The 22440-nt window shown below is 39.1% G+C and carries 17 protein-coding genes; 8 read left to right on the forward strand and 9 right to left on the reverse strand.

Annotated features, from left to right (window positions below; translation table 11 throughout):
- Window positions 1-4: 4 nt before the first annotated feature.
- From V6R21_RS26670 to V6R21_RS26695, 6 genes are all read right to left on the reverse strand, one after another.
- A complete protein-coding gene (locus V6R21_RS26670; protein ID WP_334246563.1) occupies window positions 5-1489 on the reverse strand; it encodes a hypothetical protein in 1485 nt (494 codons plus the stop codon).
- A 20-nt stretch (window positions 1490-1509) separates the two neighbouring features.
- A complete protein-coding gene (locus V6R21_RS26675; protein ID WP_334246564.1) occupies window positions 1510-2604 on the reverse strand; it encodes a hypothetical protein in 1095 nt (364 codons plus the stop codon).
- Between the two features lie 34 nt (window positions 2605-2638).
- Window positions 2639-4084 carry a RagB/SusD family nutrient uptake outer membrane protein gene (locus tag V6R21_RS26680; RefSeq protein WP_334246565.1) on the reverse strand — a complete coding sequence of 482 codons (1446 nt, stop codon included), beginning with the start codon at window positions 4082-4084 and terminating at the stop codon, window positions 2639-2641.
- 11 nt (window positions 4085-4095) lie between these two features.
- Window positions 4096-7728 (reverse strand): SusC/RagA family TonB-linked outer membrane protein, encoded by a 3633-nt coding sequence (locus V6R21_RS26685; RefSeq protein WP_334246566.1) that lies wholly within the window; start codon window positions 7726-7728, stop codon window positions 4096-4098.
- Between the two features lie 151 nt (window positions 7729-7879).
- The gene (locus V6R21_RS26690) at window positions 7880-9073 is read right to left on the reverse strand and encodes a FecR family protein (RefSeq protein ID WP_334246567.1); all 1194 of its coding nucleotides are present in this window, start codon (window positions 9071-9073) and stop codon (window positions 7880-7882) included.
- A gap of 89 nt (window positions 9074-9162) precedes the next feature.
- Window positions 9163-9723 carry an RNA polymerase sigma factor gene (locus V6R21_RS26695; RefSeq protein ID WP_334246568.1) on the reverse strand — a complete coding sequence of 187 codons (561 nt, stop codon included), beginning with the start codon at window positions 9721-9723 and terminating at the stop codon, window positions 9163-9165.
- Window positions 9724-10624: 901 nt separating this feature from the next.
- On the opposite strand from V6R21_RS26695, the gene V6R21_RS26700 reads away from it, so the two are divergent.
- Window positions 10625-11251 carry an HD domain-containing protein gene (locus tag V6R21_RS26700; protein WP_334246569.1) on the forward strand — a complete coding sequence of 209 codons (627 nt, stop codon included), beginning with the start codon at window positions 10625-10627 and terminating at the stop codon, window positions 11249-11251.
- A gap of 14 nt (window positions 11252-11265) precedes the next feature.
- Window positions 11266-11811, forward strand: a complete 546-nt coding sequence (locus V6R21_RS26705) for a 5-formyltetrahydrofolate cyclo-ligase (RefSeq protein WP_334246570.1) — start codon at window positions 11266-11268, stop codon at window positions 11809-11811.
- Between the two features lie 35 nt (window positions 11812-11846).
- Here V6R21_RS26705 and V6R21_RS26710 read toward each other — a convergent pair whose 3' ends face one another.
- The gene (locus V6R21_RS26710; protein WP_334246571.1) at window positions 11847-12503 is read right to left on the reverse strand and encodes an HAD family hydrolase; all 657 of its coding nucleotides are present in this window, start codon (window positions 12501-12503) and stop codon (window positions 11847-11849) included.
- Window positions 12504-12564: 61 nt separating this feature from the next.
- Window positions 12565-13338 (reverse strand): sulfite exporter TauE/SafE family protein, encoded by a 774-nt coding sequence (locus V6R21_RS26715; RefSeq protein WP_334246572.1) that lies wholly within the window; start codon window positions 13336-13338, stop codon window positions 12565-12567.
- Window positions 13339-13501: 163 nt separating this feature from the next.
- Here V6R21_RS26715 and serS point away from each other — a divergent pair, with 163 nt between their 5' ends.
- From serS to V6R21_RS26740, 5 genes are all read left to right on the forward strand, one after another.
- Window positions 13502-14776: a serine--tRNA ligase gene (gene serS / locus V6R21_RS26720; protein ID WP_334246573.1), complete on the forward strand. Its 1275-nt coding sequence runs from the start codon at window positions 13502-13504 to the stop codon at window positions 14774-14776.
- Window positions 14777-14978: 202 nt separating this feature from the next.
- Window positions 14979-15230, forward strand: a complete 252-nt coding sequence (rpsT, locus tag V6R21_RS26725) for a 30S ribosomal protein S20 (RefSeq protein ID WP_334246574.1) — start codon at window positions 14979-14981, stop codon at window positions 15228-15230.
- Between the two features lie 243 nt (window positions 15231-15473).
- On the forward strand, window positions 15474-15803 hold the full coding sequence (ytxJ, locus tag V6R21_RS26730; protein ID WP_334246575.1) for a bacillithiol system redox-active protein YtxJ: 330 nt from the start codon (window positions 15474-15476) through the stop codon (window positions 15801-15803).
- A 106-nt stretch (window positions 15804-15909) separates the two neighbouring features.
- Window positions 15910-17040 carry an N-acetyl-alpha-D-glucosaminyl L-malate synthase BshA gene (gene bshA, locus V6R21_RS26735; RefSeq protein ID WP_334246576.1) on the forward strand — a complete coding sequence of 377 codons (1131 nt, stop codon included), beginning with the start codon at window positions 15910-15912 and terminating at the stop codon, window positions 17038-17040.
- Window positions 17041-17134: 94 nt separating this feature from the next.
- The gene (locus tag V6R21_RS26740) at window positions 17135-18040 is read left to right on the forward strand and encodes a TIGR01777 family oxidoreductase (protein ID WP_334246577.1); all 906 of its coding nucleotides are present in this window, start codon (window positions 17135-17137) and stop codon (window positions 18038-18040) included.
- Between the two features lie 6 nt (window positions 18041-18046).
- Here the strand turns inward: V6R21_RS26740 and V6R21_RS26745 are convergent, their stop codons facing one another.
- On the reverse strand, window positions 18047-20881 hold the full coding sequence (locus V6R21_RS26745) for a M16 family metallopeptidase (protein ID WP_334246578.1): 2835 nt from the start codon (window positions 20879-20881) through the stop codon (window positions 18047-18049).
- A gap of 278 nt (window positions 20882-21159) precedes the next feature.
- On the opposite strand from V6R21_RS26745, the gene V6R21_RS26750 reads away from it, so the two are divergent.
- Complete coding sequence (locus tag V6R21_RS26750; protein ID WP_334246579.1) at window positions 21160-22422, forward strand: outer membrane beta-barrel protein; 1263 nt, start codon at window positions 21160-21162, stop codon at window positions 22420-22422.
- Window positions 22423-22440: the final 18 nt, after the last annotated feature.

The raw sequence follows: 22440 nt of genomic DNA on the forward strand, positions 1-22440 counted from the left end.
GTTTTTAGTCGTAGTAGAAAGTATACGTTTGAGCATCATAATAATCCCTATAATTAGTATTGGCTTTTATGATCTCTGTGACATTACCATCGTTATCTGTCTTATAAGTATACTTAGGCACATACAAATATGCATAATCTGAGGTTGGAGTTACTGCTCCTGACATGATATACTTATTCCACAACAGGTCATTATAAATATCTTGTAAAGTCGAAGAAGGCCATACAATTGGAGGGAATCCTTCCATAAAAGTAGGCATCAATACAGGATCATAATTGAAATGTTGCCTTCTAGAAGAATTAACCATATAACTAGTGCTCTGCCAATACTCTGAGAAAACCTGTTCCCCTAGATTAAATGGATCGCTATAATTAACTTCACTTACTGTACCTCTACTAATCACAAACGATAGCAGCTTTCCTGTCTCATCATATACAAAACCGTCAGCCTCTATTTCAGACTCACCTGCAGGCATAGCTTCTCCATCTACATAATCAACATCAAAAGAAGTAATACTATCCAATAAAGCTGTCCCTGCTTGATAATGATAAACAAGGTAGGAAGCACGATCAAATGTTCCATCTGCTGCAATTGTTCTATATTTCAGTGTATCTACCAATTGCTGGTCATTATAGTAGAACTCACTTCGGTAATTTTTTCCAATGTTAGAAGCAGTAGTACCCCCCGTAAAAATATAATCCATTACGGTAATATTGTTATACTCGTTGTACTCGAAGCCTAGTTTGATCAATGCTCCAGAACTGTTCACATACCTCACTTCAGTCGGTTTTTTGACAAAGTCACTTTTACGAACTGCAATCAGAGTATTGGATTCTTGCCCCTTGCTATCTTTTATAAAGATATTGATACTGTAATTCACACCGCTCTCCAGATTACCTAAAAATAGCTGTTCTTGTAAAGACATCTCATAAAGTGTCGTATCAGCAGTCGCTTCAAATACAAACTGATCCTCTCCTTCAAAAGAAACCTTTACTGTTTGAATGCCATTCAATCCTGTAGATACAAGTCCTTTTACGATATAAGCAGGTGCTGCAACAGCAATGTTTGTTCCACCAATTAGCTTAATTTCAGGGAAAGACTTTCTTTTCACATCTAACCTAACACCTTGGTTAAAGCTACGGCTATCCTGATCTGTTACTTTTACAATATAGTTCAGTACTGTATCCTGCTCGAAAGGAGTCAAGTCTATTCTATAGCTAAACTGAAAGTCGGTCTGCCCATTATAGTCATCTAGACCTTCTATAGTTGTATAATCCAACGCATTAAGCACTTCAATTTTAGCCACCTTATTAGGTACTTCCATGGCCATGGATATATCATAGTAATCAGCGGTATCTCTACGGATTTCTACTCTCTGATCTCCTATTTCAAAACCAGGATCAGGAAATACAGGATCTTGCTGACAAGACTGTAAGAACAGGAGCCCAAAAAGGCTCAATAGCAATGTATTTATTAGAATTTTCTTCATAGTTACTAAAGCTTTGATGATTAATTGAGCACTTCCAAATCTGGGTTAATTGCCTTTACATTCACGCCCCAACCTTCAAACGTATCAAGCAGGAGACGCATATTGTCCTTGATGTTCTCAGGAAATGCTTCCAGCTCTGAGGCATCTCTATGAATCATCTCATTTAGGTAAGCCCTTACATCTTCAAACTCATCCGCTGCGAACTCCGGAGTCTTTGCTACTTCCAGAGGTTTGATATGCTTAACCCATTGGTTGTTCTCGTCCTTCAGGTACTTGTACGACGATAGCTCATAGAAATATTGCGCATCAACAAACCCTTTAGAGTAAAACCAGTCTTTATCGATGAGCGTTAATGCATCCTCTTCATCATAGCCATTCTCTTCTCTAAACAAGCCTTCCATTTCTTGATTATAATAAGACTCCTTTCCCTCAAAAAAAGCTGCTGGAACAGCGTTATACAATTCGTGCATTCCAATAATACGGCTAAAGAAAGCATAGAAGTTTTCCTTAACATACTTATCAGTAGAATTGGCAATATGCTCCATGTCCATAGCAAATACGATTGAATGGTCATTGAAGGCAGATCTTAAAGGACCTGAAGCTTTTGAACCATATCTAGAATCTGACTCCGTTAATACAGAACCTGACAGGCCTCTAATTTGACTTTCAGTATAAACAGATGCACTTAACAGTACTTTGTAAGGCATCTTAGAGGCAATCATCCCTTCTGGGTCAAAGCAGCTAAAAAGTGTTGTATCCAAAAATGTCAATGCGCCATCCAGATGCTCTTGGTAATAGGATACAGTATCTGTGGACATACCACCTGTCTCATCCACATATAGTGATTTAATCATCGGGATCTCAACTGCTTCCCAAACCTGAGCCATAGTCTCCGTTCCACCTACATAAGCAAAGTCTTTTGTAGTGTCATACTCATATAGCAGTCCTACATTGTAGTCATTGTATATTCTTTTGATCGTCTCATTTGATAAATCAATCTGAGTCGATATTCTATCCTGATCTATATTTGAAGGCTCCAAAGCAGCTTCCTCCTCTACACAAGAGGAGAAAAGTAAAGCTGGGATCACAAAATATAATAAGCCTTTGATCTTCATAATCCGTATTTTTTAAATTAAAAAATTAGACTTCTTAGTTAAGAATGATTTCATTTTCAATCACAGGAATCTTCTCATAGCGCTCATTATTTCTAATTAGCGGGTTATTATTCCTTTCCTTGATTGGAATTGGCAAAGTATAATTGAAATCATCTGGCAATAGCGTATAAGTCTCCGTTCCTAACTTAACACCTTCCTGAACCAAGGTAAAAGTATGCTCGATAGTAGGTCTATTACTCATACGTCTCAGGTCAAACCAACGGTGGTGATCTTCGTAGCACAACTCTTTACGACGCTCCGTCAGTACAAATGACAATACCTCAGCAGCATCAGTTGGATATACTACTCCACTTGTATTAGTGTAGCGCATCGCATGCAATGCAGTGATATCATTGATTGCACCACTCACATTTCCTAGTTGCGCATATGCCTCAGCTCTGTTCAGGTAAGCTTCGGCAACTCTCATATTGGTGTAGCCCAAAGTTGTGAATAGTGTTCCGTACTTTCTTGTTCTGTAATACACTTTTCCTGTTCCGTCATCAAGCCCAGCAAAGAATGCTGCTTTACGGATATCGTCATCATCATAAAGCTCGATTAGCTCAGTACTGGCTCTATAAGCATTCTCTATAAATCCACCTAAATTGTCATACAATCCATGCAAAGGAGAATAAGTATTATAAGAGTATAGTACTTCTTGGCTTGATTCTGTGATAAAAGGAGTAGCTGCAGAAAGTTTAGATAACCCTGTTTTTTCTGTTACCTTATTGGCGTATTCAATAGCCGCATCCCACTGTTGTTGATACAATTTCACTCTTGACATCAACAAGTCACAAGCTACTACTGAAGGGTGCCAAATGGTCTTTTTCACATTGCTACCTTCGATCAACTCTTTTGCCATTGCAATATCTGCTTCAATTTGCGCATAACACTCAGCGACTGAGTTTCGGTTATACGTTTCCTCTACACCAATATCCGTTCTCAATGGCACACCCAAATCAGCCTTCGCAGAAGCAGCGTTATAAGGTTGCCCATATAAGTTGAGAAGATTAAAGTAAGAGATCGCACGAATAAAGTAAGCTTCTCCTTTTACAAATTCATTCTCAGCTGGCTCACCCATTGCATCATCTACCAACTCAATTACATAGTTAGCAATCGCAATATCCTCATACGTATACTCCCAAGTATTATTCATCGATGACGTACTATTACCATCCTCATCAATCTCAATCTCACGCTGCCATGTGTAAGTGGTTTTCATTCCAAACTTTCTGAGCGTACTGGCAGATGGATCTTCTGTAAGATTATCTGTCATATGGTCAATTGAACTAAAAATTGGATAATGAGTACTAAACTCTTCCAGCAACAATGCAGCAAAGTGATCTGTCTCTTTAGGTACCAGTTTATCCTGATCCACTTCTTCAAGGAAACCACTGCACCCAATCATTGGGAGCAGGGCAAAAAATATAAATAACTTTCTCATGGTTCTTCGAATTAGAATGATGCGTTGATACTAAAGCTATAAGTAGGAAGGGAAGGTAGTCCAATGCCGGACACCTGTTCAGGGTCTTGTCCTTTCAGCCTTTTGTCAAATGCCCAAACATATAAGTTACTTCCTTGTACACCCAAGTTAAGGCTCTGTATCCCTGTACCCTTCAACAGGTTAGTTGGTACATTGTATGACAATGAAATTGTCTGCAAACGGATATGATCCGCTCTTACTACTCTAGCATCACTATAGTCATACATCCACCAAGCATTTGTACCATCAGGTACCACTGTTGATTGATTTGTAACATACACTGCATCATAACCATCAGCAGAAGCCTCATTACCTACAAAGCGCATTTCTGCATCTGACAGTGCTGGGATGTTCGTATCATTCACATCACTATTCACATCATAACGGTTCAGGAATTCATTCGTCATGTTCTCATATGGCAGAGGCAGACTCAAATTGCCATTGTACAGTTTCAGCATTCTTGTCTTATGCCCCAACTTGTATGTGAAATTGGCCCCCACTCTAAAGTTTTTATAGCGAACTTGTGTACCGAAACCACCGTAGTACAGCGGTACACGGCTACCTTCATATACCAATGCTTTTTCAAGCTGCTCTTCTGCTGTCATACCTTCCTCGACAAGGTGCTTAAACACAGGTAAACCATTTGTATTCAAGCTATCAAACTGATAAGAGAAGAAGCCATTAGTAGGAAAACCAGTTCTATAGATATTTCCATTCAGGTAGTTACTAACTGAAAGTGTTGATCCTCCTTCAAACCCTTCCAATACACGATCACGGTCGAAAGAGAAGTTAAAGTGCGTACTCCATGCAAAATCCTTTCTCTTAACATTCACAGTACGGATCATAAACTCATAACTGCTTACATCCTTACTGCCTGAGTTATACATCTGTGTTGCTGAACCATTTACCAATGATATAGGACGGCTCTGTAACAGGTCATCACTCTTAGAGTAAGCATAATCAAAAGCACCACTCACCCTTCCACCAAGAAGGCTGTAGTTAAGTCCTAAGTTTACTGTTTGTGTTTTCTCCCATCTCAAGTTGGCATTTGGGAAACTTGAAAGACTCGCAGTAGTCTCAGGGTAATAAACCGCATTGTTTCTACCATAATCAGTGATAATCAAATATGGAGAAGTATTCGGCATTGTACCCCTTACACCATATGACCCACGCAGTGCCAGCTCATCAAAGAGCATTGCGTTTTGCATAAAGCTCTCATTATGAATATTCCAACGGAAAGAGCTTGACCAGGTAGGCTTGAACTTATAACGTTCATACTGTCCAAAGGCATTGGAGCCGTCACTTCTCATATTAAAGTTCAGCACATAACGAGAGTCGTATACATAATTCAGGATACCAAATGCAGACATATAGTTCTGCGTCTTATCTGTGATTGTAGGATAAACGTCATACCCATTATTACCTGTCAACCAATTGATCATACCATCATAATCATAAGTTGAAAAGTCAAGACCAGATTGATCAACACCTCTGTAATAACTTACGGTCGGGATAGCCACAAAGCCACGGCCCTGATAGTGGTTATAACCCGGTGAAGTAAATCCTGTTGCACCCCAATAATTAATTGAGCGAGCTTCTTGTCCCAAATTCACATTGATAGCGTGCTTACCATATTGCTTATGGAAATTCAACTGGTTCGTAATAGTATAGGTGTCTTGGCTTACCATTCCACCACTATAAATACCCCCGAAAGGCACTGTTGAATTATTCAGGTCTGCATTCACCAGATCCTCAAATTCATCATAGCCACGAAGCTTTGCGATATAGTAAGAATCTTCTCCGATCCACTCCTCTGTTAGGTTTGTAGTGTTTCTATAGCTTGCCTGTGTTGTAAATCGAAGGTTCTTCAAAATATCCCAACGCAAATTTGCAGCGACTGTAAAGTCTTTATTGGTAACATTCTTCGCAGAATTATCCATTTCATTCAACACATTATAACCAGCATAAAGATCGTCAGCACTACTGTTAATCAATTGATTCTGGTAGAAGTATTCACCATTCTGATCATAGATTGGTACTGTTCTACTTGTATAGTATGCGGTATTAAATGAGTTGATTGAACTATGGTTGTAAGTACCTTCCTGCACTGAGCCACTCATTCTTAAAGACAACAACAGGTTATCTTTCAAGTCCAAGTCTACATTTGATCTGGCAGTAATACGGTTCAAGCCTACATTATTCTCAGTACCTGTCTGATCATCATAACCTAAAGAGAAGTAATAACGAGTATTCTCACTACCTCCTGAAGCACTCACAGCATGTCTTTGGCTAAACGAATTGCTGTACAGCTCTCCAAACCAGTCGCTGTTCAAAGTCTCCAAGTAACTTACCTGATCTTGGAATTGCTCATAGTTATAAGTACCATCCCACAGATTCATTAAAGCACCTGCATACCCTAGACGATCCACGTTCTCATAAGTACCGTCATAACCAAGGTTACGCTCATACAACTCACGAGATACCGCAATACGATCTTTAGAGTTCATCAGGTTCATATCTGAATAAGATGGTGCTTGCGTAAAGCTAAAACCACCAGAGTAGCTCAAAGATGGCTTTCCAACTTCACCTCTCTTAGTAGTAATCACAATTACACCATTGGCTGCTCTTGTACCATAGATAGCTGTTGCCGAAGCATCCTTCAAAATGTCGATCTTGGCAATATCTGAAGGGTTAATACCTGTCAGGGCATTACCAATGACATTGACATTATCAAAACTGTTGATATCCTCAGCACTCAATGGAACCGGATCTTCATAAACAACACCATCAACAACCCAAAGAGGACTTTGGTTACCTGTAAAAGTACTACCGCTCCTGATACGAACCTTAGCCGCAGCACCTGGTGTTGAACTCATATTGGTAATCATCAGACCTGGCGTCTTACCTTCCAGCATTCTGTCAACACTGATAGCCCCTACGATATCAAGTTCATCAGAGGTAACTGTAGTAATGGCACTCGTTACTTCCCTTCTATCGATTTCCTGATAACCAGTAACAACTACCTCTTCCAGTCCTTTTGCTTCAGGCGTAAGCTTTATGTCCAAGTTTACTATACTCTCACCTTTTCCGATTGGCACTTCTTGCACAGAATACCCAATAAAAGAGAATGTAAGAATGATATCATTCTGCATTGGAGGCAACAGGATAGAGAACTCTCCATCTAAGTTTGTAATACTACCTAAACGACTGTTCTTCACCCTGATATTAACACCAGGCAACAGTTCTCCAGTCTCAGAATCTGACACAACTCCTTGTACCTTTATACTCTCTGATCTTCGCTTTTTGGGTTCTTCCTTAATCACTATGACGTCATCGACCATGCTATAGGTCATATTGGTACTCAACAAAACCTCGTCCAATACTTCCTTAACTGAAGCGTCTGTTTTATCAATGGAAAAGTGGTCCAAATCCTTTACTTTATCCTCATTGACAAAAAAACTATAACCAGTTTGTTTCCTGATTTCTTCAGATAGTTCATAAAGACTTACATCTCTTAAGCTTAAATTCACACGCTTAGATTGTGAGTAGACAGTAGCATTGAGTGTTAGTAGTAAGCATATAGCTAAAGTAATATACAATCTCATAAACCATAATTTGTTAGGCCTTTCAAATCAATGAAAAGCGATTAGTAGTCACCTTATTCATAAAAATTTGGCATTAAAAATTACGTGGAGCTTGTGCAGCCCTGACATCAGAAAGGTTGCGCGCCACCTTCCTTCTTATCAATGCCGACACTTACTCGGATACATAAATTCTCTTGTTTCCCTCTACCTTGACATTAACAGAGGTTTCTGCTTTTAAGACCTCCAGAATACCACTCATATCAATATCGCGGGGTAGATCACCAGTAAACTTTAAGTCCTTTATGTGCTCATCTGTGAAAATCACCTCTACATCATACCATCTAGCAGCCTTGCTTAGGAAAGATTCTAAAGTCTCACTCTTAAACACGAACTGGCCATCTTTCCATGCGACATACGGATATACATCCACTTTCTGTGTATGAATCTTACCTGTTGCTTTGGTATAAATAGATTGTTCATTAGGCAGTAAAAACTCCTGTGCTTTTACCTGACCGTTTTCCTGATGAGATACTTTGACCTTACCTTCTACCAGTGTAGTTACAATACTTTCATCCCCCTTATAAGCTGAAATATTGAACTCCGTTCCCAGTACTTCCACATCCTGTTTTTCCACAGACACAATGAACGGATTCACTTTGTTAGGTGCAACATCAAAATATGCTTCCCCTTTCAAGTTTACAATTCTTCTATCTCCGACAAACGGCAAAGTGTAACTCAACTCAGACTCTGAATTCAACCAAACTTTTGTTCCATCCGGAAGCTCCAACTTATATTCAGCCCCTCTCGGAATCTTCAATGTATTCACGATCGGCTCAACACTTTCACTAGACTCACTGTATGCCAATTCACCATCACTGTTCACCAATGACATGCTTCCCTCGGTAAGCTTATCATTCGATTCCTCATCTAGGTCAACCACATCACCATTGGACAATACCAACTGCGCATGCGGCGTCCCAGGCTTGATTACAGCCTCACTAATAGTCTGATAGTTTTTGCCAAAGTTTGATGATTGGTAAAGTTGATAGGCAACAAATACAATAAGAAAGGCAGCTGCAATTGTTGCAATTCTTTTCATTACACTCAGCCTAACTACCTTTTTATCAATATGTCGATTATCCATGCGTTCTAGAAAACTATCCCATTGTTGTGACGTTTCCACTTTCTCGATTTTCTTTCGCCAATCTTCAAAAGCATCGAAATTCAGGATATCCTTTTCTATCTGCTTATTCTGTGAATTTTTCCTCCACTCCTGATAGGCTTTCTGTTTCTCTTCATCTAAAGCTCCCAAAAAACCTCTTGCCAATAATTCTGACAACTCCCTTATTTTTTCAAAATTCATCATTCCGTCTTAATTTTCACAAGATATCCTTTCGTGTTACTCACATGACGCAAATCTTTATGTAGGTGGGTGACAAGTTTTATGAAAAAAATCTAAAAAAATTGGATAAAACTTGTCAATAAAATCGTAACAAACTGACTACCAAGACCTTCCCTCAAAGCTTTATAAGCTCTTTTTTTCACTGTTTTAACTGTGTTAATACTAACACTCAATTCATTTGCAATCTCCTGATTAGTATAACCTTTTAAGGTAAGTCGTACTACAAGTTCAGCTTGAGGAGACAGTTTCTTGATCTCATCATACAGAAGCTGATAGGTTTCTTCCCTAAGAACTTCATGTAAAAACGCTTCATCAGATACTGTTAAACCTTCTTCAATGGAGGTGTTTTTTATGTTTTTCTCTTTGCGTAAATGTGAGATACAGGCGTTTTTCACAAGGACATACAAATACGCCTGCAAAGCATTCTCATCAGTGAATTCTTCATCTTGCTTTTGCTGCCATAATTTGACAAAAGCTTCTTGAGCAATATCTTCTCCCTTCTCCTCGCTTTTGAGAATACGAGATGCTAACATACACATAGCCGGAAATAGGCGTTCAAAAATAGATTTGAATGCCGGACTATTATAACTAATAGTTATTCCGGATACTTTCATAAGAAGATATTATTTTGTTAGATAGTAGTTATCACACAGTAGTATAGAGAGTCTAAAATAAAGAAGCGGTTTCTCTTTAAATAGAACTGGTGCAGTTTGAAATAATCCCCAAATATAAAATTTGCCAAACGCAATACAAATCAACTTTCAACAACAATTTTCAATTTGGTCTTCAATTGTACAAAAAACAAAAAGAACAATTAACATCTTAAGGTGATATTAATTATATGTATCCTACAATCTTGAGACAGGTTTGAATATTAAAGAGTTATAGATATACTCCTTAAATACAAATCATTTTTCACCTTAACCATCCCTAAAGACTTACTACCCTTAAAAATTTGCTTTTTTTCTATCTTGATTTCTTATTTTCTAGATTGTTACTAACAAATGGAAATAAACTTTAAATCTAAAAAAGAAGCCCTATTTCTCACCTCTCAACACCAAACAAAGTACTAATCTCCACAGTTAATACCTCTTGATATAGTACAATATTTAATATTACCTTTGAATCGAATTTAAGTGGTCTAATCCCAATACTTGACACACCTGTGCAAATATCAGGGGATATGGCTGCTCACTCAGTTTGAGCGTACTCAGAAAGGGTTAGAAAACCATATTCACTATCAGGAATTTATACTGTTTCTATTTTTATTTTTCTATTTGATTGTACTTATTAGGCATATAGCAAATCTAATTTATCCATTCAAATGCCAGATAAATCAGATAAACAATTAATAATCAACAATTTTACAGAAGACATTTCATTACCTAACTAAAGCTTCAATCTATACTGCTTGAACAGACTATTAGTGTAATATTCATTATCTCAACAATTTTTCAAATACCGATATTTCAACCGTTTCACCCACTTAGCCTTATTAAACACAACAATTTGTGTATGAGAAACAAATGGAATGACCTAGCCGGCAAATATTCTCAGAATCATATTCTGATTACTAAGCTCTACAATGAGCTCATCCGTAAGTACAATGAAACCAAACGCCACTACCACAACCTCTCTCACATTCAAGGGATGCTTTATAATGTAGAGAAGTTTCAGGATATGGCAGAAGATTATGATGCCCTACAATTTGCCGTATGGTACCATGATGCCATTATGGCAACCCTCCGAAGTGACAATGAAGCACAAAGTGCGATTATGGCAAAAGATGCGCTACTTCAGCTTGGAATTGCGCCAGAAAGGATCCAAAAGGTAATCAACCTAATATGTCGTACTGCTAATCACCTTGAGCAAAAAGAATCTGACACGGTAGATACCGCTATCATGTTGGATGCTGACCTTGTCATTTTGGGTTCTGAACCTGATCGTTACAGACAATACGCTGACCAGATCAGGCAAGAATATCAGGTAATCCCTTTCTTTATTTTCAAGGAAAAGAGGAAACAGATGCTCCATAAGTTCTTGGAGGTACCATTTATCTACCGCCTCCCTGATGTTAGGGAAAAACTGGAAGAACAAGCAAGGTGGAATATTGAGAATGAACTTAAGCGATTAGGAGCATAAGTTGACCGTTAGAGATGAACAGCAAACAAACACTGAGAAAAAATATATTATCACAAAGAAAGGCACTCAGCGATGCGGAAGTCACACTACACAGCACTAAGATTGTTGAGCAACTCAAGAAGCTGATAGAGGAAAAGGACATAAAAACGGTCCACACTTACTTGCCTATTCAAAATGAAGTGGATACACTTCCATTGATTAAGTATGCACTCGAATGTGGCTTACAAGTGGTAGTTCCTAAAACACTGGAAAATCGCTCACTAAAGCACTGTATTTTAACAAGTATGGAAGGACTGGTAATCGGTAAGTTCAATACGCTCTATCCAAAAACAGAGGAGGAATACAAAGGTACTTACGATATGATCATTGTACCTGCAGTAGCTTTTGACCATTTAGGAAACCGGATAGGATATGGGGCGGGGTACTACGACACCTTTCTTCAGGATCACCATAAAGCCATTAAGGTTGGGGTGGCATACCCTTTTCAGGTAGTAGAAAATATTACAGCAGAAGCACATGACATCCCTGTGGATCTCCTGATATGCAGTGAAGAGGAATAGTCCCCCTCTTCACTGTCTATATTCAAACGGCTTTCCTACAGCTTTTTCACAAGCTCAGGTAACTCCTTCATATCACTGATTACAGCCTTCGCTCCTAGCTCTAGTAGAATTTCGTCATGTCCATCCAGAATATGGCTAGCTCCCGTAAAGCCAATAACGTTCATACCTGCCGCTACTCCAGATATTACACCACTCTTGCTGTCTTCAATTACTACAACATCTTTGGGGTCTACACCTACCTTTTCTGCCGCATAGATATAAACATCAGGAGCTGGCTTAGGGTTAGGCACTACTTCAACAGCTGAAAAAATACCTCCTTCAAACATATCTTCCATTTGAGCAAATTTCACTGCCATCTCGATATGCCTATGCCAACCATTTGACACTACCGCCTTAGGCAAAGGAATAGCCTTATATGCATCCTTAGTACCTTTAATGACCTGCAACTCTTTTTCTGCAATTGTCATATGACGGTCTTCAGCTACCTGAAGTGCATTTTCAGGAAGGGTAAAGCAATATTCTCTTGAAAAGGATGTCAAAAGTCCGCTAAAGGTTTTACCTGAGCAGTTTTGCAGGTACTCATTCAAAGTGATAGGTACACCGAATTCATTTAGGTATTGTACCATCACGCGTGCGGCTATTATCTCACTGTCAATCAGTACGCCATCACAGTCACTAATCAAATATTTCATATTCATGGACGCAAAGATAATAGGCTCTTGAGGAATTTCAGTAAAAAGTATGATTCATTAATTAAATAGGAAGGATAGCAAATACCCCAAAGGTCTTAAAGATTGTCGCCAATATCATTACTACAAGTACCCACTTTACCAGCTTATTCACCCCAGGACGTTTTGCTACATACTTACCGGCGACCCAAGTACCAATCAATTGCCCTACTGCCAGTAAGATAGCCGCAAGCCAAGCCACTTGTCCTTTATAAATAAAAATACAGAATACAGGAAGGCTATAAATTGCAATAATCAGCATCTTAATGGCATTGGAACGGATCATCCCTATGGATGAAGTAAAAGAAAATGCCACAATAATCAGGATGCCTATACCAGCCTGCACGAACCCTCCATAAAAACCCACTCCCAAAAAAAAGAGAGATTGCAGCCAATGGTTTTTATTCCTCCCCACTCCTACCATATTTTTCTTCTGTTTTGGTTCAAAAAGTACACCGACCAGCATAAAAATCATAAGCCCTCCAACAACCATTTCCAGCAAATCAGCCTCAATATCTGTCGCTACAGATGCCCCAACCAAAGCACCAATCAAAGAAGGCACCACATAATGCATACTTGCCTGAATATCCAAAAGCCCTGATTTCTGAAATGTATAAGAACCTGATATATTTTGAACCAAAATCCCAAGGCGGTTAGTACCATTGGCAATATGGGCTGGCATACCTAGAAAAAACAGAAGAGATAGTGTAAAGATAGAGCCCCCGCCAGCCAAAGTATTGACAAGACCTGCCACTACTCCTGCTAACACGTAGGCTGTCATTTCAAATAGGTTTTCCATGAAAGTGGGTTAACTTTTACTGCGGACAATCAGTGAATGATGCACTGTAGAAAAACCGTCATGCATTCACAGGGTGAGAATTTTATTTTTAAGCTATTGTTTTGTCCTAGACCATGATAAGTTAATTATATTTGTCTTCAAAATTTACATAAAAGAAAACGAGATGCTTCAAGTTTCATACATACGCGATAATAAGGAAGAAGTCATCAAAGGACTTCTTAAAAAGAATTTCAAGAATGCTGAAGAAGCGGTAAATGAGGTGCTGACTCTTGATGAGGACAGAAGAAAAAGCCAAAAAGACCGTGACGACGCACTTCAGCAAGCTAATCTGGTTGCCCGTAAGATCGGTGAACTGATGAAAGCTGGCAAAAAAGAAGAAGCTGAAGGGGTAAAAGCAGAAGCTGCTTCCTATAAGGCTCAGTCTAAAGAAATGAGTGACAAGGTAGCAATGCTGGAGGAAAAACTTCAGACGCTACTTTACAATATTCCGAACGTGCCACATGCATCTGTTCCGGAAGGGTTCACTGCTGACGACAACGTCACTTTGTATGAAAAAGGTGACAAGCCTTCACTGCCAGAAGGTTCAAAACCTCACTGGGAACTGATCGAGGATTATGACATCATTGACTTTGAAATGGGCAACAAGGTTACTGGTGCCGGTTTCCCTTTCTACAAAGGCAAAGGTGCTAGACTGCAAAGAGCATTGATCAACTTCTTCTTGGATGAAGCTGACAAGGCTGGTTACCGAGAGATTCAACCTCCTATCGTGATCAATGAAGCGTCAGGATACGGAACAGGTCAATTGCCTGACAAGGAAGGACAGATGTACCACATCGAGAATCATGACTTCTACCTGATTCCTACAGCTGAGGTTCCAATTACCAACATGTTTAGGGATGTAATTCTTGAAGAGAAGGATCTGCCTCAGAAAATGACAGGTTATACACCATGTTTCAGAAGAGAAGCAGGCTCTTGGGGTGCACACGTAAGAGGTCTTAACAGACTTCACCAATTTGACAAGGTAGAGTTGGTACGTATCGAAAAGCCTGAGAACTCATACAATGTATTGGAAGAGATGTCTGCTCATGTAGAAGGGCTGTTGGAAAAACTAGAGCTTCCATACAGAAAGCTTTTGCTGTGTGGTGGTGATCTTAGCTTTAATGCCACGCTATGTTATGACTTGGAAGTTTACTCTGCTGCTCAGGAAAAGTGGCTTGAAGTAAGCTCAGTAAGTAACTTTGAGACTTACCAAGCAAACAGACTAAAGCTTAGATACCGCGACAATAACAAAAAAACACAGCTGTTGCACACACTTAACGGTAGTGCGTTGGCTTTGCCTCGTATCTTGGCAGCTATTCTGGAGAACAACCAAACACCTGAAGGCATCAAAATACCTAAAGTACTACAGCCTTACACAGGATTTGATGTTATCAAGTAACAAGCGATAACCCTTCAATTACGCACATTTTTGCGCTATTTTTTGCAAAATATTGCGTATCATGCAAAAGGTTATCATGATCTCGTGATTGATTAATCAAAAAGGGTTGCTTTATTTTATTTAAAATCATAATTTTGCATTCCGTTTTGGGATTATAATAAGTAAAGCAATTAGTTAGGATAATTTTTAATAAGACAATATAATGGCTAATCACAAATCTGCGAAGAAAAGAATTCGCTCAAATGAGGCTAAGCGTCTGAGAAATAGATATCAGTTGAAATCAACTCGTACTTTCATCAAGAAACTGAGAGCTACAACTGAGAAAGCAGAAGCTGAGGAACTGTTCAAGAAAGTTTCGTCTATGATCGACAAACTGGCTAAGAAGAACATCATCCACAAGAACAATGCTTCTAACAAGAAAGCAAAATTGGCTAAATTCGTGAACACGCTGTAAGCCGTTCTTGGAATATACAGAAAGCCGAATCCTATCAGGATTCGGCTTTTTTTATAAATACAATTTCCCAAAGTTCATCTCGCTTCCAAACACTTTACCCCTTATTTGGTTTCTTAGTTTGACATTATCATTTCAGCAACTTTCTATCTTTGCTAGACAAGATAATATTCCGCTGAATGATAGTACAGAAGTAAACTTCGGTAACGATATTCAGCATTTAAATACAACTTACTGGAATACAATATGCAATGGCATAACCTTACAACAGAAGAGCAAATTGCTCAAATCAAGGAAGAGTCTAAAGCTCAAAAAGTAATGATCTTTAAGCACAGCACCCGTTGCTCGATTAGCTCAATGGCTAAGAACCGTCTCGAAAGATCATGGCAAGAAGGTGAAGTATCCTTGAAGCCTTATTATCTTGACCTTATTTCTTACAGAAATATCTCCAACAGGCTAGCTGATGAGTTTGGTGTACTCCACGAATCTCCACAAGTGCTAGTCATTGAAAATGGGAGCTGCGTATACGACAACTCTCATATGGGAATCAATTATAATGAACTGAAAACACTCTGAAAGAGTAGTAAGTATAAGGTTACATTCAGGCAAAAGTCAAACAGTACTTTTGCCTGAATAGATCTGATCCTAAAGGGGGGTTACCTGTACACTACAGCATAGACTTATGAAAATTGGTATTGTTTGCTATCCGACCTACGGAGGAAGTGGTGTTGTAGCCACAGAATTGGGGAAAGCGCTGGCCGCTACAGACAGATATGAAGTCCATTTCATCACGTACGATCAGCCTACCAGGTTGGACTTTTTCAACAAGAACCTATTCTATCACAAAGTTGATATCCGAACTTATCCGCTTTTCAAGTACCCGCCATATGAACTGGCTTTGGCTAGTAGCATGGTACAGGTAGTGAAAAATGAACAACTTGACCTCCTGCATGTACACTATGCTATTCCTCATGCCTCTGCCGCATTTATGGCTAAGCAAATACTGAAAGCACAAGGTATTGACATTCCTGTTGTCACCACACTACATGGTACAGATATTACACTCGTTGGAAAAGATGAAACTTTCGAGCCTGTTGTATCTTTCAGTATCAATCAGTCTGATGGGGTAACTGCCGTTTCTGAAAGTCTAAAGCAACAGACATTGGAATACTTTGATATTCAGTCAAGCACAGATATCAAAGTTGTCCCTAACTTTATAGACCTTGACCGTTTCAAAAGGCAGAAGAAAGACCACTTCAAGAAAGCTATCTGCCCGAATGGTGAAAAGCTGCTGATTCACATTTCGAATATGAGAAAAGTGAAACGCGCCAGTGATGTCATTAAAGTATTTGCCAAGGTAAGAAAAGAAATCCCTTGTAAGTTGCTGATGGTAGGTGATGGTCCCGAACGCACACACTTAGAAGAAACCTGCTACGATATTGGTGCTTGCCATGATGTACGTTTCCTTGGTAAACTGGATACCATTGAGGAAGTACTTTCTGTGGCAGATTTGTTTATTATGCCTTCTGCCAAGGAAAGTTTTGGTCTGGCTGCATTGGAAGCAATGGCTTGCGAAGTGCCTGTGATCTCCTCAAATGTAGGTGGGCTTCCTGAGTTGAATATCCAAGGTGTTACAGGGTTTATGAGTGATGTGGGAGATGTTGATGATATGGCTAGAAATACCATCCACATCTTGCAGGACGAGCATCTTCCTACTTTCAAAGCCAATGCTAGAAAGCGTGCGGAAGATTTCTCTCTGGAAAACATCAGACCGCTTTACGAAGAAGTATACGAACAAGTACTGAAAAAATAAATCATAAAGGTCAGATCAAGCTACAATGCTTTGTCTGACCTTTTTAATTTAGTAACAGGATTTTTCTATTCTCTACAAAACTCTTTTGCTACCTATGTCTAAGAACGTTCTGATTACTGGAGGTACTGGTCTTGTTGGAAGCCGTTTGACCGAACTCCTCTTCAATAAGGGCTATAATGTATCCTACCTGTCCCGATCCAAAAAAGAAGACCCTAATATTGATTATTATGTCTGGGACACATCCAAAGGGTATATTGAAGATGGTGCCATCGAGAAAGCCGACTTTATAGTACACTTGGCCGGTACGAATGTGGCAGACAAACGTTGGACTGACCAGCAAAAGAAGAAAATACTCAAAAGTCGTATCCAGACAGCTACCTTACTCGCTGAAAAAATCCAGACCTCCTCCCATAAGCCAGAAGCATTTATCTCAGCTTCTGCTGTAGGGTATTATGGACATACCAATAATGTACTGATGCAAGAAAGTGCTAAGCCCGGCAAAGACTTTCTGGCAGAAGTATGTGTAGCTTGGGAAAATGCAGCTGACCTCATTGCCCAACAAGGAATCCGTACAGCCAAAATAAGGGTTGGAATTGTATTGGCTAAAAACGGCGGCGCCTTGGATAAAATGTCGACCACAGCCAGATTTCTGATGGGAGCACCATTAGGAAATGGCAAGCAATACCTTTCCTGGATTCACATTGACGATCTTGCCAATATGTTTATACATGCCATTGAAAACCCCAATATGGAAGGTCCCTATAACGGCGTAGCGCCAAATCCGGTCACTAATGAAGAGATGACCAAAGCCATTGGCGAAACACTTCACCGACCTGTAATCTTGCCAAACGTCCCTTCTTTTGCTTTAAAACTGATGATGGGAGAAATGGCAGAAATGTTACTCCATGGAACCAAAGCTTCCTCCGAAAAAATAGAGAAGGCAGGCTTCCAATTCCTTTATCCGGAACTGAAACCTGCCTTGATGAAGCTACTTCGGTAAACTGAATTATTCTTTTGGAGAAAGAATAAACTCAGCATACTGCTTGTCTGTCAGATATTTTTGAGCAGCTTTTTGGATATCCTTTACTGTAATATTGTTAACAGTTTCTTCAAACTTAAGTATATCACTGTAAGGCTCCTGCTGATAATCCTTCTGATACATAACACTAAGCCAGAAGTTATTCTTCTTGAGTTGCTCTTTATGCTGCTCAAGAAGTGCTTGCTTGGCTTTATTGAGGTTAACTTCCTTGATCTCCTTATGCATTGACTCCATTTCCTCAAAAGTAGCACCTACCAGTTCTTCTACCCTCTCCGGATCACACATAAAGTAAACCTGAGCTGCATATTCTGGACTTGGGTAAAAAGATACATCTGTGCCTGCCCAAGGTGAGTACACGCCTCCTCTTTCTTCTCTCAAGTCTTCTGTCAACCTAATCAGGGTAACCTGTCCCAAAATGTTCATCACCAACCTATCCTTCAACGTACTTTTAGGATAATCGCCATGCAACACTAGTAGCACAGTACTCTTTGGCTCACTTTGTTTCTTGATATCTTTCTTTACTACTCCTTTTGGCTTCTCAATACCGTTGTCCTTAAAGTTCGATTGGTAAGAAGGGTCTCCTGGCAATCCGCCAAGATACAGTTCGATCAGTGGTTTTACCTGCTCCAAATCAAAGTTTCCGACAAAGTAAAAGTGGAATCCACCTGCATTTGCAAAACGCTCCTTGTAGAAGTTATAGGCTACATCCAAATCAATCTTATCAACTTCTTCCAAAGTAGGAATATCTGCTGCTCTCAAATGGTTTTGAGAAAGCGTCTTGGCAATTACATCCTTGAAATAGGCATTCGGATCATCCAATAGATTCTTAATGGAGTTTTTAAGCTGATCTATATAAGAAGCAAAACGCTCTTCATCCTTTCTTGGAGCTGTAAATGTCAGGTAAGTCAACTGCATCATTGTCTCAAAATCCTTTGGCGCACAGCTACCTCTAACACCTTCTGTCAATTCACCAATTGAAGGAGATACACTAGCTGTATTACCTGCCAGCATTTTTGAAAGCTGCACCTCAGAAAACTCACCTAATCCACCCATTTCAACAATTCCATCTGCACGAGCTGCTGATTGGTAGTCTTCATCTTTACAAAGCGAATGACCTCCAAAACGGAATGCTGTCATACCTATTTCATCATTCTGGAAATCTGTAGGTTTCAAGGTCACTTTCACACCATTTGAAAGTGTCCAAGTAGTAGCTCCCAAATCTGCGAACTCTTGAGTTTCAACCACCTTACCAGCTGCCGGAACATCTTCTAGCAACTGCTTGCCTGCTGCAATATCCTCATAAGGTTCCAGCTTCTCATTGGCTGCATCTTTCATGATAGCCAACAACTCGTCCTTGTTGGAAAGATCCACTTCTTCACGTTCCGGTCCAGTAACAATCACTACTGTATTTTTGCCAGGCAACACCTTGTCTGATAGCTTGTTCACTTCCTCCAAAGTAATTCCAGGCAATACATTCTTCACAAACTGGAAGCGATATTCAATACTTGGGTTTTGGTTACCTTCTGTAAAGTTATCCACATAGTCCGCAAGCAATTGAGCCGAAGGTGTCTTGTCCCTCTCATTGTACGCTGTTTCCAACCTTGACAATAATTCGCTCTTAGCTCTTTCCAACTCCGTTGCTGTAAAGCCATGTTGTTTTACACGGTAGTTTTCTCGTAATACCAATTTTACAGCATCCTGAGTCTGATTTTCCTTTGGAGCTGTTGAAATAACATAAGCATCCTTATCAGCCAAGAAGTCTGTAAATGCTGCATATCCATAAAGGAAAGGAGCATCAGGCTTTGTTCCGATCTCATACAAACGCATGTTCAACATCTGATTGTAAAGATTTTCAACATACTCTCTACGCAAATCCGCCTGTGTCTTCACCTTTTGCTCTGGCATCTTGGTATAGATCTGTACTGAAGTAGAAGTAGCCTCCTTATCCCTTACAATCTTTACCAGCGTTTCCTCATGATCTGGCACTGTATATACTTCCCTTTTTCTTTCATTGGCAGGATTCTTCAGCGAACTAAACATTTCTTTGATCTGCTTTTCAACCTCTTTCCCATCAAAGTCACCAACAGCCACTACTGCCATCAGGTTGGGTCTATACCAGTCATTGTAAAAATCCCTGATACGTTGATAGTCAAAGTTCATCACCACATCCATTGTACCGATAGGCAATCTATCTGCATAACGAGACTGATAAAGCATAATAGGAAGCACCTGATCTCTAATGCGCTCCTGCAAACCTTTACCAGAACGCCACTCTTCCTGAATCACGCCTCTTTCCTTATCAATCTCCTCTTCTTCCAGCTTAAGGCCTCCAGCCCAATCACGAAGAATCTGCATTCCCTTATCAAACTTCTCCTTATCATCTGTCGGAATTGGAAGGATATAAGTTGTTTCATCAAAGCCTGTGCTAGCATTCAGGTCTGCACCAAACCTCACACCGATAGATTGCAGGTAATCCACAATTCCATTCTTATCAAAGTTTTCTGAGCCATTGAATGCCATATGCTCAAGGAAGTGAGCCAATCCCAACTGATTATCATTTTCCAGAATAGAGCCCGCATTAATCACCAGCCTTAACTCAGCCTTCTTTTCAGGCTTCTTGTTTTCAAGGATAAAATACTTCAAGCCGTTATCCAACGTACCCATGATCGTATTTTTATCCAACGGTACTTTAGCATTGAGATCTACAGTCTCTGAGTTCTGTTGAGCTGTTCCCTTAACTGTCATAAACAGACAGACTACCAGAAGCAACAGCTGCGCTAACTTTTGAGTGTTTTTAATCATGATAGTTCAAAAAGATATTATATGTGTTAGAATCTTCAGCAGGTTTGCTGATCGAAAGATTTTCTGCATAATAGAAATACAGAAAATGAAATTTTGGATGAAAGTAAGTCTTTTTGAAAGGAGAAGAAATGAAGATTATTTTTTTTCCGTAAAAGGTTAAAAAGTGGTCCGAATGGCTATAAAAATCAATAATTAAAGTCAAAAAAACTTAAAAGCATTACATTTGCGAGCTTCTATATTACTAGTAATTTTAAAACTAAACCATTTCACACACCTCTATGAAAATTCTTTACTCAATTATCATTTGTATTTTCGTACTTCAACAAGCCTACTCACAATCCAATTACCAACCTGCAACAGTTATTGACTCTAAATCTGATACACTACTTGGATGGGTTGATTATAGAGATTGGGACATTAACCCTAAAGAAATAAGCTTCAAAAAAACACTTGAAGAAGATGCTATAATATTAACACCTACTGATATCTCAGCCTTCTCTGTTCAAGGTGAAACATATAAAAGTGCATTGGTTGAAATTGAAACTAGTTCTAGAAATACTCAGACCTTAAGTTCAAGCCCTTCAATACAGACAATTACTGCACAGGTTTTTTTACAAGAGTTATTCAATCGTCAGAAAAAGCTTTTTCACCTAAAAAATCAAGATAGGGCTAACTTTTTCTATATCGTACAAAATGATAGTACTTATAAGCTTTTGATCTATAAAAAGTATTTGAGCAAACAAAATAGCAGACAATTAACAAGAAACGTAATCGCTGAAAATAAGAAGTATCAGGGACAACTGAGGTTTTACTTTCAAGATTTGCCATCCATACACAAAAGAGTGAATCAAACAGAGTATACACGTAAAAGTATGGAAGAACTCTTCCAAGAATATTATTTGAAGAGTCACCCTGAAGCAGTACAAGCAAATAAACCACAGAAAAATACTACTGACTTATATATAGTAGCTGGAGCGGGGTTATCATCCTTAGCATTAGAAGGCGAAATGTTTAGAGAACTCCCTCAAAACTTAAATACAGTTAGCTACTTTGCAGGAGTCTCACTTGATATTTCATTACCCAGAAATCTAGCTAAATGGTCGATAAATAATGAGTTAACTCTAAATAATTATAATTACAAAGGCAACTATAAAGATTATACTAATGAAGACCGCTATATAATTACAGACTCAGAAATCGATTACACATATCTTAGAATTGCTAATATGGTCAGATACCGATTTGGAATTAAAAATAATCGTTTCTTTTACATCAATGTAGGTGTATCAAATGGCTTTGCTGTAATCGCAAAAAATACTTCTCTTACAAATAATCGTTACTACTCAACCAATACGATAGAAGAAGGAAAAGCCATCGCTGAAACTAGACGACTTGAGCAAGGTTATCTAATTGGCCTAGGAACTAAGTTTGGTAAATACCTGATTGAAACTCGTTTTGAACAAGGGAATGGTATGTCTGCTTATAGCTTCGGTAAATCTACAACGACACATGGCTCTCTCTTACTTGGCTATCAGTTCTGATAGCCCCCTTCTGTTTTC

Source organism: Limibacter armeniacum (assembly GCF_036880985.1).
Taxonomy (GTDB): Bacteria; Bacteroidota; Bacteroidia; order Cytophagales; family Flammeovirgaceae; genus Limibacter; species Limibacter armeniacum.